Here is a 12,427-nt window from a genome sequence, read left to right as displayed (position 1 = left end):
AGAGAAATATTTATTCTCCCGGGTTATACCATATGGGGCTGGTATAAGCACGTTCCTGAATGCTGGCAGGAACATCATCGGGTCGTTCAATTCCAAATACCTTAGCGTCTATGGTGGTCCACCTGGGGGTTGGAATTTCTAATACGCGCACATAATAAAAGGCGCTTTGAGAAGGATCGAATTCCGGATCGCTCCAAATGGCTTCTAAATATGGCGCACCTATGGAATTATCGTACGAAGCCTCCTCTATATTTACCGTGTTTCCCACTTTCTCAGAGGCCCTGCCGGTCTTATCGATTTTCCGGTTTCCCGATACGGCAATATCATATATTTTTTCATGTGAATTCCCTTCATCATCCAGCCACCCTTTAATGATCTGAACCCTGTCAAGGTTAGCTCCATCAGGGTCACGTACAGCCTTTACCATAAAAGAGGGAACTTGGGTTGATGATGCCTGTGCAAGATCACCTCCCATAGGCACTCCCCTTGCATAACCAAATGCAGCAAAATCTGACCGGTACAGGTCATCACTATTGAATTCATAGCCGGCAAATACTCTTACACGCAACCTGGTTCCGGTGGTGGCAAATACTTCTTTTCTGGCAAATGCATCCCATATGGCGGTTCTTGTGTTTTCCCGTGCCCATACAGCCGCAAGCCCGGCAGAACTTACCTGACGGGCATATATCTGATGCCCCTCAGGAGCCGGACGTCCGGCGATCACCTCTTCAAACCGAATAGGATCTGCAGACGGTTCAAGACTTACGACTTTCCCGAAATAATTGTCTTCCTCGGTCGAAGCCAATGCTGTATGTGAATCTGTGGAGCCGATCACACCAAACTTAAACGGATTTGCTCCAAGATCTTTTTCATATGCTAAACCGCGTTTCCATGCTTCGCGCACATATTCCCGGGGCAGCATATCTTTAGTTTTCGGCTGCGGACCAAAACTGCCCAGGTCCCAGGTTTCAAAATCAGCAAATTCATCGGTAGGTGACAGACTGGGATGGGCTTCCCCGTCTCCCTTCATTTGCGTGATCTCATAGACGGGTTCACGTTTCATTCTTCTTTCAGCATACTCTTTTGTTATAGGACCTCCGCTGAAAGTTTCCACATCGAACATTAACCCATTGGAGAGGTTCCCGTTATGAGGTATGGCCAGTAACTTGCCTCCTGTTTTATCTTCATAAGACTGCATCCATTTCCACAGGTCTTCGGGGTCGTAGCTGTCGTATTGTGAGAAAGGTATGACCTGTTTCGCCTTGTCTCCTCCGTCTCGGAAAATGATGTTCCGGTGTAGGTTATTTCCGCCCGGATTTGAAGTCCATTCATAACCGATAAATGCGGTGAAGCGACCTGGCTGATTGTATTTTTCTGCAGCCTCGATTATTTTATGCCAGTAAGTTTCCAGAAATTCTGGCTTGTCTTCCAGCGGATTCTCACGTTTTGCCAGCTTAGCGATCCACTCATCATAGGCCGCCGCGGCTCCTTCCATTCCTGATTTAACGAGATCATGTATTTTTTTACCCCAGTCATTGGATAGCAAAAGAGGATCTGAAGCGGCAATGGCCGGAGCCAGGCCCAGATTTTCAGAATGATCGGCTACCACAAGAAAATCAAGGGGTCTGCTTAGTTGTACATCCAGGCCTGTATTTGATTTGATCTGCTGACCCATAGCAAATTTGTAGGCATCTTCAGGGGTCAGCGTTGCGCCGATCATTCCCGCATCTGCCGAGTAACTCGTATGAAGGTGAGTGTCACCATAAAAAACCTGGTTGGGATAATTTTCTTCCGGATAGGGAGAATACTGGATTTTTTTAGTGGTGGGTTTCGGGGTGTCCTGCGCAGTTACCGGGTAAACGCTAATTAGGACAATGGAGGAAAGGAGAAGCTTGATCGTTTTCATTTCTTTGATTTTGATTCAAAGTTCGGCAGTAAGGCTCGGGTGTTTTTAATTGATAATCAAATACTTATGTTTGAAATATAAAAAATTCATTCAGAATGCCGATATATAATTCCTGAGAAGCATAAAAAAGGCGATAACAGGAAACGCGGGTTATTGGGAATGCCGAACTAAATACTGATAGGGGTGTTCGGTATAAACAAGATTTCATATTTTATGATCTTATCAGGTAGGATTATATACAATTAACATGGTTAATAATGAAAGAAAATAAGTTAAAGGAATATCTGACTTCAAATATGAACATTGATGAGTCTGAAATAGCTCACTTCATTGATTCCTGTCAGACCAAAAATGTAGTCAGGGGAGAATTTCTTTTAATGGAAAATCAAAACTGCAACCATACTTTTTTTGTGGAAAAGGGTTTGCTGAGACAGTATTCCATAGACAGGAATGGAAAAGAACATATACTATCCTTCGCACCGGAAAATTGGTTTGTCACAGACAGGGAAACCACTTACTTTGGCAAGCCTTCGGTTTCTTATATTCAGGCGCTGGAGGATAGTCAGGTTGTGTTGATCGATGAAGATTTAATTCAACTATTGTCCGGGAAGCTCCCGACGTTCTCAAACTTTAACAACAGATTGCTTCATAATCATATACGTCATCTGCATGATAGAATCAGGCTGCTGCTAAGCGCTTCTGCGGAGGAAAGGTATTTAGAATTCATCAACATGTATCCCGATATCTTTTTAAGGGTGCCCCAGGCCATGGTAGCTTCATACCTTGGCATTACACCTGAAAGTCTGAGCCGTGTGAGAAAAAAATTAGCAGCTAAAGATACTGAAATGTGACTTCTTACCATACATCAATGTAAAGCCTGATCTTCTCATGTAATTTTGAGGTATAATTATAAAAGACATGAAGATGAGAACTGTAGAATTAATTGCTGGTCCGAAAGAACCCCATTTTGTAGGTGACGGTTTCAGAGTACATAATTTCATACCCAGTGGATTTCGACTGGATATGCAGCGTATGAATCCCTTTATATTATTGGATTACAATTCGACCTTTTATTTTCCACCAAGTGATAAACCAAAAGGGGTTGCAGTACATCCGCATCGAGGTTTTGAAACGGTTACCATTGCATATAAAGGGCGGGTTCAGCATCATGATAGTAGCGGCGGTGGAGGTGTTATTGGTGAAGGAGACATTCAATGGATGACCGCTGCGAGCGGCGTACTGCATAAGGAGTATCATGAGAAGGAATGGAGTAAGCAAGGGGGTGAATTTCAAATGGTACAACTTTGGGTCAACCTTCCGGCAAAATACAAAATGAGCCGCCCGAAATATCAGGCTATTAAAAACGAGCAGATTAATCGATTTGAATTGTCGGGCGAGAAAGGAGCGATTGAGGTGATAGCCGGCGCCTATAAAGGAATTCAGGGTGTGGCCTCGACTTTTAGTCCGATTCACATGTATTACGCAAAATTAAAACGTGGTGGAAAAGCAGACTTTGTATTACCAAAGAACTTTAATACGGTATTATTGGTTTTGGAGGGGCCTATTATCTTAAATAATAGCGAAGAAGCCTTAACAGATCATCTGGTATTAATGGCGAACGATGGTGAAAGTTTTGAAGTAGAGGCTACTGATGATGCTCTTGTTCTGGTATTGAGTGGCGAACCTATTGACGAGCCAATCGCAGCGCAAGGTCCTTTTGTAATGAATACCAGGGAAGAATTGATGCAAGCCTTTGACGATTATAAAAATGGAAAGTTTGGCTTTTTAGAAGAATAGGTCACTATCCGGAAACGCGGTGGTGAGCCTCGCTGACATTATGGTAAAATCAATGATTTAACAGCTGATTAATAATCCAGATACCCCCCCCGCTCCCGCGAAGGTCCACCTCCGTGGTAAAAGGCAGTCATATTACTGTTTTGTTTAGTAGACTACCTTCGTCGCTTTGCTCCCCGGTGATCTCCACTGCCTCCCATTATGTTTACCTGCCCGAAACCGGCAGGAAATTACAAACCCTTGTCTAAAGCATTCTCCTATGTTGAAAGAATTTTATTCTTCCCCTCCCTCTGGGAGGGAATACCGTGGAAGTGCCACGGAGGGGAGGGTGTTGTTGTCTTGGCAGTTTTACTTATAAAGGGTTTATATTCAACTAGAGATTACTCACCACTTTGTGGTTCGTGATCTCCATTGTCTCCCATTGTGTTTACCTGCCCGGAACCGGCATGCAATTACAAACCCTTGTCTAAAGTATTCTCCTATGTTGAAAGAATTTTATTCTTCCCCTCTCTCGGGGAGGGGATACCGTGGCATAGCCACGGAGGGAGGGAGTTATTGTTGTAACTGCTGTTTATTAGAATATCCTATTCTTGTAGCGTTTTCCTTAGGGAGATTACCTTCGTCGCTGTTGCTCCTCGTTGATCTCCACTGCCTCCCATTTTGCAATTACAAACCCCAGCCAAAGGTTTCACCTTTGCCGGTTTTGTGTTTTCTTCAGCTTTCGCTCAAGCGAGCTTGGCTCAGCTTTATAAAACACAAAACCCCGCAGCCATCGGCTGCGGGGTTTGTGAGTGATTGTGGAGTCGGGGAGATTCGAACTCCCGTCCAAACAAGCAACTCAGTTGCTTTCTACATGCTTAGTTTCCGATTGATTGTCGACGTGCAGCTGACCGGAAACAGCCTACTACACGCTTAGCTTCTTTGAGATTTGAACTCATGACGAAGCAACACAAGTTCTATGTTGACTTTTATGGTGCCTCTAAATGGGACGCCATCAACAAGGGCTTCCCAGAGACATCTCGCCTCCCTGTCTTACAGGGACGTGGCCAAAAATCTTACTATGAATTCAGATTAGGCAGCAAGAGCGTAGTTATTCTCGCCATTTAAAAAAGTGTGAAATATGAGATTTAAGAGCTATATCCCAGCGCTCTGCATGCTTACAACTCAATTAGACTCGCTGTCAAAACCAGTCGACCCCATTGATATGTCAAAGAATCAGATGATTTAGTCGAAATAAACTGAATTACCTTACACAGATCATTTCAAAACATTCATCAACTCTGAAAACGGATGACAAATGTAACACAATTTCAAAAACTCTTGTGCATTCCTGTTCATCACATTATTTTAGAGCAAAATTTATACCAAGTATAGCATATGAAGTTTGGAATCATAAAAGAACGCAAGAATCCGCCCGATCGCAGAGTAGTACTACCGCCCAAGGCCTGTAAGACCATAATGAAGAAGTATCCGCAGGCTGAGATACTGGTCGAGCCTTCAGATATTCGTGCTTTCTCTGAAGAGGAATATCAAAAGGCAGGAGCTCGTGTCAGTGAAGAGATGTCTTCCTGTGACGTGCTGTTGGGTGTGAAAGAGGTTCCTGTCGACGCCTTGATTCCAAATAAGAAATATTTCTTCTTTTCCCATACCATTAAAAAGCAGCCTTATAACCGGGAGCTGTTGAGAGCCATACTGGATAAGAATATAGAATTATACGATCATGAGGTCATCACAGGTACTCACGGCAAGCGACTGGTTGCCTTCGGACGCTATGCAGGAATCGTGGGTGCCTATAACGGTATTCGGGCCTTCGGTTTAAAAACCGGAGATTTCGTGCTCCCTAAAGCTGAAGAGCTTCCTGATCAGCAGGCGTTGATCGACGCGCTTAACCGTATTCACCTTGCGCCTATTAAAATCGTACTCACCGGGATGGGCCGGGTAGGAGGAGGAGCTAAAGAAATGCTTGATGCCATGGGGGTCAAACATGTTCCTGCGGCAGAATTTCTGGAGAATACGTATGACCACCCTGTGTATTGCCAGATAGATGCGCTGGATTATAACAGCCGTAAGGACGGTAAGAAGGGAAGTCTAAAGGATTTTTACAAACATCCGGAAGCCTATGAGTCAGACTTCATGAAGTTCGCCCGCACGGCAGATATGTTCATAGCAGGGCATTTCTACGGAGATGGTTCACCATTTCTGTTTACCCGTGAAGATGCCAAAGACCCCGAATTTCGTATCAGGGTGGTGGCAGATATCTCATGCGATATAGACGGCCCGGTGGCCAGTACCATAAGACCTTCGACAATCGCAGATCCGGTATATGGTTATGACCCGAAAAATGAGGAAGAAGTCGACTTTAAAAAAGAGGGTGCCATCGCGGTTATGGCGGTAGATAATCTGCCCTGCGAATTACCGGCTGATGCCAGCCAGGGATTTGGAAAAAGTTTTGTGGAACGGGTGATCCCGGCCTTCTTCAATGATGACAAAGACGGTATTCTTGAGCGTGCCCGCATGACCCGGGACGGGAAACTCACGGAAAGGTATGCCTATCTGCAGGACTACGTAGACGGTGCAGACCGTTAATGAATATAGGCTTCGTACCAGGAGAATTTTTCCTTGATAAGCCGGTCTCTGTTGATCTTGAGGTATTCCAGGTAAGCGGCGGCTGCGGGAGACATCTTTTTATCTTTTAGCCAGATCAGGTTCCAGTGGGTAACCACCGGCAGGTCCTGCATGGGGATAAGTCTCAGGCTTTTCGCACCCATCTCATTCCTGATGCCAATAAGAGGCATGATCGAGTAACCGAGCCCGGCCATGACCGCCTGTTTAACCGCTTCGTTCGAGGTTAGTTCCATTTTTTTGGAAACCGTAATATTATGGGATGCGATATATTCTTCCATGGCCGCACGGGTGGCCGAACCCTTTTCCCGGTAGATCAGCGGCAGGTCTTTCAGATCATCAGGACCTTCGATTTGCTTTTCATCATTCCCGCTGCTGAAAAGGTAGAGTTTGTTTTGCATTAGTTGGATACGGTCTATATTGAGGTTTTCCGGTAATACCGACACCATGGAGAAATCAACCTCGTTTCGCTCCAGACTTTTGACTACCTTGGTTTTATTGGTTACATCCATTATCAGGTCGATACCGGGATGCAATTTGAGAAAGTCAGTGATCAGATAAGGCATTACATATTTAGCAGTCGATGCAATGGTTATACGTAATTCACCGGTAACATAACCTTTATAGGAAAGGGTTTTGTGCTTCATCTGGTGAACCTCTTCGATGATCTTTTGAGCAGATTCAGCCACTTCATGACCAAATTGTGTCACGTAGAGCTTTCTTCCGATAACTTCGGTCAGTGGAATTTCGAACTGGTCCTGCAGGTTTTTTAATTGAATGGAAACCGCGGGCTGAGTGAGGTATAATTCTTCGGCCGCCTTTGTTATGCTGCCGAGCTCCACTACTTTCAGAAAAATACGTAACTGATTCAGCGTATAATCCATGGAGTATTAAATATTTTAATGTTTTACATATTAAATATAAATAAAATTTAATCAAAAACAATTGGCATTTTTGCATGGAACTTAAATCGCAAAACAATGCAAGCAGCAACAGTTACAAAATCAAAAGAAGTAAACGTTGAAAAGAAGGATACCATAAAGCTGATCGAAGGGCACTATACTCCTGGTGAAGCAGCAGAAATCCTGTTTTCTGTACTGAGTGACAAGATCCGGTTCCACAACATCCAGATCTTAAGCATAAAGGAGCGTTTTAACGGAGATACCGCTCATTCTGAAAACAGGGTGAAGGAGCTACGTGCAGCCCAGGAAAAGGTGGAAGAGTTGATCAAAGAGGCCAGGGATAACGGCTATAAGTTCCGTATTAAAAGTGACATCAGCATCAGTCTTTACAAATAAGTCACTGATCTCCCCGTTTGATTGTTTTGTTTTCGGCGTGCGGAGTTTCATAAAAAGCTGACCTTCCTGTTCTCTCATCTTCCGTGGGATTCCGGCTGTCCAGATCGATACCGATCCAGGAGTCCCAGGAAACAGTTCGAAGTTTATCTTTGTACTTTTTTTCAATTGGCTTTAGCGGGAACAGGACAGGTCTTTTTCAGGCTTTAGTCCTTGTACTTTTTTAGAAATTGTTATGAAAATGAAAAAAGAAAACCCGGACCAACTGTAGCTGGCCCGGGTTTTCTTTTTTGAGTTTGAAAGCCTGTTATCAGAACGGCTTTTATACCCTTTTACTCTTTTAGTCAGGAGTATCTTCAGGTTTTCAGGAACCTGATTTCAGGTCATCTCGTAATTCTTCAAATTTTTCTGAGATCTTATGTTTCCCTTTTCTGAATTTCAAACCGAGAGTAATCAGTGCGATTCCTCCCAATAAAAAACCGAAGCCCAGTAACCAAATGAGAGAGGTGATGCCCACATAAGGTTGTGCAGCAATTATTCCGCCTATCAGGACGGCCAGAACTCCATTAAAGATAATCCATCCTTCACCTTCGATTTCTTTACGAAGACGAATGCCCATTACGATTCTGTTGATCCCGGTCAGTATAAACCAGAATGAGATCATGAGTCCGATGAATAAGAGTGTTATACCCGGTGTAAAAAGAAGGATAAGTCCGAATGCAAGACTCAGAACACCTTCAAGAACAAATCTCCAGCGATCTTCCCTGGTTTTCCATTCGCTTATGGCGGTTACAAGGGTAATGATCCCGTCGAGAACGATCAGTGCTGCGATCCATATTACAATGGAGGCAGCGGTGGCTGCTGGCATCGAAAAAGATATTATCGCAAGAATGACCATTAAAATACCTTTGAAAACAAGTGTTTTCCAGCTGTTGGCTAGTGCTTTTAACATAATTGATCGGTTTTTATTTGTAAAATAATTGTTAAATTAATCATTTTAAGTGATTTAACTCAGGTCTTGGCCCTTTATCTGCTTTTCATTCAAAGCCTTTTTTACAGATATGCCTCTGCCGTAATGTCTAATGCCATCTACCATGGTTTTAAAATCAATTTCATAATATTCCAGATCGTTACGGGGGTATATTCGTAATTCCCCGGCATCCATTCTTGGGGAGTCGGGAATGAAAACCGAAACATACTCTTCGTCTTCAGGGGTGGTTATGGCTCCTACCTTGTAATAGATGTCTTCTTTAAACAGTATGGGTTGCCATATCTGGTTTTTTGTATATTTTCGTTCACCCATCAGGCTGTATTTCAGTCTTTGTAAGCCAGGTAACAGATAGAAGAGGTTTTCTTCCACATTTCCGCTCCATTCGCGTAAAAGTCCTTTTTTGAGTAAAAGTCCGGCCAGGTAACAGATGAGAAGCAGTAAGAGGAAGCACATCAGGTCTATGTAAAATACACTCCATCCGCCATTTAAATCAAGCTTGTCTGCAATTAATTTCCCAAGGGGTCTGAATATGGTCAGAGCCTTCACTCCAGCTATGAAGATGAGAAACAAGGGGACGAGAAAAAATACCCCACCTAGAATAATGTTTATAACCGGAGCGAATTTATTTTTCATTATCAATATATTTTAAAGTTCCCATCCAAATGTTGTTTGCAATACATAATCATTCTTCGAGGCGTCGGCGATTGGTTGTGAATCAAAGTTTTGAGTATATCCGATTTTTATGAAGAAGTCGAGGGGCAGATCGTATTTCAGGTCGATTTTGAAATCATATCTCAAACGATCGCTCTGGGTAATGCTTGGGTAAGCAAATAAGCTGGTAAATATGTTTAGATCACCGATATCGAATGCATCTAACTGCAGTCCCAGCACTCCTTCCAGGCTATTTCTTTTTGTGTCTAAGTCATCGTCAAATCGCTCATTGTTCCACGCCAAACCAGATGCCCATAAGAAATAGATACGGTTAGAGTGGATCAAATAACTTCCTGCAACTGCCCGGGTAGCAACACGAAGGTCGAGCTGCTGTTCGGTATTTGAAAGGAAGTCGGCATTCACAGAAATGTACCAGTCATCCTTTAAGAGATAGCTTGCTCCGATATTGGCATCGGTGCGTCGCGTATTCGAAATGCCATCTTGTTGACTGGAAATGGTATTAAAAGAAGAGTTCATTGACCAGTTCTTCCCGGTATAGCTAACGATGCTGCGCATGGTTAGCTGCTTGAGATTATTGGATTTTGTAAAATTAAAACCGATCGATAAGGAGGCATCAAGTCTGGAGATAAAACTGTCTTCAATGGCTTTTAAAAATACAATCTCTTTGAAGGGAAGCGTCATTTCTTCACTGAGGTTTTTGATTGTAACAGTCGCACTATCGGTGTCACGGGTTCTCAGAGAACCGTTGATTCTATTGCCTGTTCTTGTAGTTATCAGGTAAAGCTGAGAACTTCTCAGGCTCAAAACATCCAGCCAGGTAACTTTAAAGTCCTGATCACTGTAATCAGGTTCTATGGTCAGAACTCCATTGATCATACTTTTAACCTGCCCGATGATCCTGTCCTGGTTTTTAAGAATTAATGTATCCTGCTGAGCTTGTATTTTTAGAGGTATAAGAATATGTAGCAGGCAGAGGGCCATGAATAGGTGACCTTTAGCTCTATGTCTGATAGCAATAGCCAATGTAAATTAAACGGGATTTTACTCTTTTAAGATTCCGTCACTGATAAGTTTTTTAACCAGAACCTCAGAATAATCCTGGACAAAACTTTCCAAACTGGACGGGTTATAGGTCTTTGACTGAGCCGACCACAATAAATTTTCAGTTTCGGCATCGTATAGATTGCTCTCTATATAATATATTTTATCGGTCGTGTAGTATCCCGGGTTATAAGTGACTGGGTACATTGCATTATAGTACCCATAGAAATTCCCATAGTACCCATATCGGTAGGGTGCATAGCCGTAGGCATAATTAGTGTTTCCAGGTACATATCGTTGTTCCGATTCCTTGTCCATCAGGGTAATAGAAAAAATAGCATTACTCCCGGTCTCCCGTATAGCTTTCATTACCTGCTCTTTGGAAGGCTGAGTGCTTTCAGAGAATTTACCGGGGAAAACCTCGTGGCTCACATGTACTTCAAAGCCGTTTTTTTCAGCATAATAGGCTAATTCATCCTCTACCAAGGTTCTGGCGGGAACATTTCTGGTCAATGCGACGATAAATACGCTGTTATAAGATTTAGAACTCAGATCTGCATCGTTCTTCCAGGATCCGGTAATGGACGTACTTGGCCCGCAGCCGACAAGAAAAACCATGACCAGAATTGTAAAAAGGTATTTCATAATAATCGTTTTGGATTCATTTATATTCCAACATGTACAGGTCTGTAATCTGGTCAGAAAAGGGGCACAGTTACTCGTGTTTTAAAGCTACGAAATTATATCGTATTTACTGTCAGTATTTTTCGTAAGTATGATTTTCTTGGACGAAATGAGAGTTATGCCATTTAATCGACTTTTTTAAAGGTAAGCAGGGTGGAGTCGGGATTGAATAGGCGGAGCCGGTTATTGCTGATCTCATATGAGGTGGCCTTTCGAAGCCTTTGCAGCAATTCATTTTCCCCTTCTGTGAAGGGGCATGCCATGCGGGTAGTGGTGATGTTTGTGAATCTCAGCAGTTTCCCTTCGCTGAAAATAGTGCCTCGCATCCGGTTGCAGCCCGTAAAACCTACAAAGGAGTTTTCGTTGGCATTGATCTCAAGATTCGGAAGTTCCCTGGCAAAGTAATCGTCGGCAGGCTGATCGGTCCCAAGGGTCTCCAGCACCCAGATGTCGTGGAGTCTCTCATCGGTGTTATAGTTCCCGCATCCCTTAAGGTCGTGAAAATTCTCATCGCCTGTAAGACCGATTCTTACCGTAACCGTGTAGTTGTATGAACGGTCTGCCATCGTATCTTCACAGGGCTTTTGATTTATGGTGACATCGAGCTGAACCTTTTCAGTCTGGGCTCTGTATCTCTTTATATTCGCATCGGCTGCCCTGATCACATTCGGGAGGGGGGTAATAATGCTGTCGTAGCCTTCGATAAGAGAGGTGAAGAGCATACGGTCACCATACAAGTGAAGATTCCAGAATGGTTCGTTACCCTGTGCCCGGAATACCGGGCTTTCATCAGGCAGTTCCTTTAGATTTTCTACGGTGGGTTTCACCCCTGGTAATTTTTGATTTTCGGTTGGCTTTTCTTTTTTTTCCTCTGCACAGGATATCAGTAGCGTTAAGATAAAAAAGCTGAAAATTAATTTGGTATTCATCACTCTGTTTTTTTAAACCGCATGAGAGGCAGCTCGCCTTCATATAGCATCAGCCAGTCATCTTCCTGTTTAAAACGGTCTGTACGTTTTATGGTATACAGGAAATGAGGCTCCGCCGGCCCCTGGCAGGCTATTACCGTCTGTTGCAGGTCCTCAGCCAGCTCCAGTTCATTGCCTGTCTGCCTGAAGCTTACACTGAAATCGTTACAGCTGGTATTTCCATTTAGTTTTGATGTTTTTTGATCAAAACTGATCTCAGGTTTTTCCTTCGGAAACAATCCATCCAGTTCCATATTCAATCCGATGATAAAATTCAGTTCCCACTTTCCTTCCGGAAGCGGGGTTTCAGATGATTGCTGAGCTATGGCACCCGACAGCATAAAAAATGCTATCGCGTAGGTTATGATCTTGGTATTCATGATATAAGGGGCTTTTCTTGAATTGAATTTACTGCAAAATTTTCACATATACGAACGGGGTATAAGGTGATTTC

At 43.3% G+C, this 12,427-nt stretch carries 12 protein-coding genes and 1 other RNA gene; 4 read left to right on the top strand and 9 right to left on the bottom strand.

Annotated features, from left to right (window positions below; translation table 11 throughout):
* Positions 1-10: 10 nt before the first annotated feature.
* Complete coding sequence (locus K7R10_RS03955; RefSeq protein ID WP_224483385.1) at positions 11-1,906, bottom strand: DUF3604 domain-containing protein; 1,896 nt, start codon at positions 1,904-1,906, stop codon at positions 11-13.
* 257 nt (positions 1,907-2,163) lie between these two features.
* Between K7R10_RS03955 and K7R10_RS03950 the strand changes: the two genes are divergently transcribed.
* Positions 2,164-2,757 carry a Crp/Fnr family transcriptional regulator gene (locus tag K7R10_RS03950; RefSeq protein WP_224483384.1) on the top strand — a complete coding sequence of 198 codons (594 nt, stop codon included), beginning with the start codon at positions 2,164-2,166 and terminating at the stop codon, positions 2,755-2,757.
* Positions 2,758-2,824: 67 nt separating this feature from the next.
* Positions 2,825-3,703: a pirin family protein gene (locus tag K7R10_RS03945; protein ID WP_224483383.1), complete on the top strand. Its 879-nt coding sequence runs from the start codon at positions 2,825-2,827 to the stop codon at positions 3,701-3,703.
* Positions 3,704-4,495: 792 nt separating this feature from the next.
* Here K7R10_RS03945 and ssrA read toward each other — a convergent pair.
* Positions 4,496-4,898: a transfer-messenger RNA gene (gene ssrA / locus K7R10_RS03940) on the bottom strand.
* Between the two features lie 179 nt (positions 4,899-5,077).
* On the opposite strand from ssrA, the gene K7R10_RS03935 reads away from it, so the two are divergent.
* Positions 5,078-6,286 carry an NAD(P)-dependent oxidoreductase gene (locus K7R10_RS03935; RefSeq protein ID WP_224483382.1) on the top strand — a complete coding sequence of 403 codons (1,209 nt, stop codon included), beginning with the start codon at positions 5,078-5,080 and terminating at the stop codon, positions 6,284-6,286.
* Here K7R10_RS03935 and K7R10_RS03930 read toward each other — a convergent pair.
* Entirely contained in the window at positions 6,283-7,206 is a 924-nt protein-coding gene (locus tag K7R10_RS03930; RefSeq protein WP_224483381.1) for a LysR family transcriptional regulator, read from the bottom strand. The two genes, K7R10_RS03935 and K7R10_RS03930, sit on opposite strands and share 4 nt — an antisense overlap.
* A gap of 96 nt (positions 7,207-7,302) precedes the next feature.
* Between K7R10_RS03930 and K7R10_RS03925 the strand changes: the two genes are divergently transcribed.
* Complete coding sequence (locus tag K7R10_RS03925) at positions 7,303-7,620, top strand: hypothetical protein (RefSeq protein WP_224483380.1); 318 nt, start codon at positions 7,303-7,305, stop codon at positions 7,618-7,620.
* Between the two features lie 361 nt (positions 7,621-7,981).
* Here the strand turns inward: K7R10_RS03925 and K7R10_RS03920 are convergent, their stop codons facing one another.
* The 6 genes from K7R10_RS03920 to K7R10_RS03895 all read right to left on the bottom strand — a co-directional run bounded on the left by K7R10_RS03920 (position 7,982) and on the right by K7R10_RS03895 (position 12,353).
* Positions 7,982-8,569, bottom strand: a complete 588-nt coding sequence (locus tag K7R10_RS03920; protein ID WP_224483379.1) for an HdeD family acid-resistance protein — start codon at positions 8,567-8,569, stop codon at positions 7,982-7,984.
* Positions 8,570-8,623: 54 nt separating this feature from the next.
* A complete protein-coding gene (locus K7R10_RS03915; RefSeq protein ID WP_224483378.1) occupies positions 8,624-9,241 on the bottom strand; it encodes a hypothetical protein in 618 nt (205 codons plus the stop codon).
* Positions 9,242-9,253: 12 nt separating this feature from the next.
* The gene (locus tag K7R10_RS03910; protein WP_224483377.1) at positions 9,254-10,261 is read right to left on the bottom strand and encodes a DUF481 domain-containing protein; all 1,008 of its coding nucleotides are present in this window, start codon (positions 10,259-10,261) and stop codon (positions 9,254-9,256) included.
* 60 nt (positions 10,262-10,321) lie between these two features.
* Positions 10,322-10,966: a hypothetical protein gene (locus K7R10_RS03905; protein ID WP_224483376.1), complete on the bottom strand. Its 645-nt coding sequence runs from the start codon at positions 10,964-10,966 to the stop codon at positions 10,322-10,324.
* 164 nt (positions 10,967-11,130) lie between these two features.
* A complete protein-coding gene (locus K7R10_RS03900; RefSeq protein ID WP_224483375.1) occupies positions 11,131-11,934 on the bottom strand; it encodes an META domain-containing protein in 804 nt (267 codons plus the stop codon).
* On the bottom strand, positions 11,934-12,353 hold the full coding sequence (locus K7R10_RS03895; protein WP_224483374.1) for an META domain-containing protein: 420 nt from the start codon (positions 12,351-12,353) through the stop codon (positions 11,934-11,936). The genes K7R10_RS03900 and K7R10_RS03895 overlap by 1 nt, the downstream gene beginning before the upstream one ends.
* Positions 12,354-12,427 lie beyond the last annotated feature (74 nt).

Source organism: Robertkochia aurantiaca (assembly GCF_020166495.1).
In the GTDB taxonomy this organism is placed as follows: domain Bacteria; phylum Bacteroidota; class Bacteroidia; order Flavobacteriales; family Flavobacteriaceae; genus Robertkochia; species Robertkochia aurantiaca.
The sequence above is the reverse complement of the archived record's forward strand: the minus strand, read 5'-3'. Positions and strand labels throughout refer to the sequence as shown.

Coding starts and splice junctions, on each gene's coding strand:
- K7R10_RS03895 (WP_224483374.1), bottom strand. CDS start 12,353: ATGAATACCAAGATCATAACCTACGCGATAGCATTTTTTATGCTGTCG.
- K7R10_RS03915 (WP_224483378.1), bottom strand. CDS start 9,241: ATGAAAAATAAATTCGCTCCGGTTATAAACATTATTCTAGGTGGGGTA.
- K7R10_RS03920 (WP_224483379.1), bottom strand. CDS start 8,569: ATGTTAAAAGCACTAGCCAACAGCTGGAAAACACTTGTTTTCAAAGGT.
- K7R10_RS03935 (WP_224483382.1), top strand. CDS start 5,078: ATGAAGTTTGGAATCATAAAAGAACGCAAGAATCCGCCCGATCGCAGA.
- K7R10_RS03950 (WP_224483384.1), top strand. CDS start 2,164: ATGAAAGAAAATAAGTTAAAGGAATATCTGACTTCAAATATGAACATT.
- K7R10_RS03945 (WP_224483383.1), top strand. CDS start 2,825: ATGAAGATGAGAACTGTAGAATTAATTGCTGGTCCGAAAGAACCCCAT.
- K7R10_RS03955 (WP_224483385.1), bottom strand. CDS start 1,906: ATGAAAACGATCAAGCTTCTCCTTTCCTCCATTGTCCTAATTAGCGTT.
- K7R10_RS03900 (WP_224483375.1), bottom strand. CDS start 11,934: ATGAATACCAAATTAATTTTCAGCTTTTTTATCTTAACGCTACTGATA.
- K7R10_RS03905 (WP_224483376.1), bottom strand. CDS start 10,966: ATGAAATACCTTTTTACAATTCTGGTCATGGTTTTTCTTGTCGGCTGC.
- K7R10_RS03930 (WP_224483381.1), bottom strand. CDS start 7,206: ATGGATTATACGCTGAATCAGTTACGTATTTTTCTGAAAGTAGTGGAG.
- K7R10_RS03925 (WP_224483380.1), top strand. CDS start 7,303: ATGCAAGCAGCAACAGTTACAAAATCAAAAGAAGTAAACGTTGAAAAG.
- K7R10_RS03910 (WP_224483377.1), bottom strand. CDS start 10,261: ATGGCCCTCTGCCTGCTACATATTCTTATACCTCTAAAAATACAAGCT.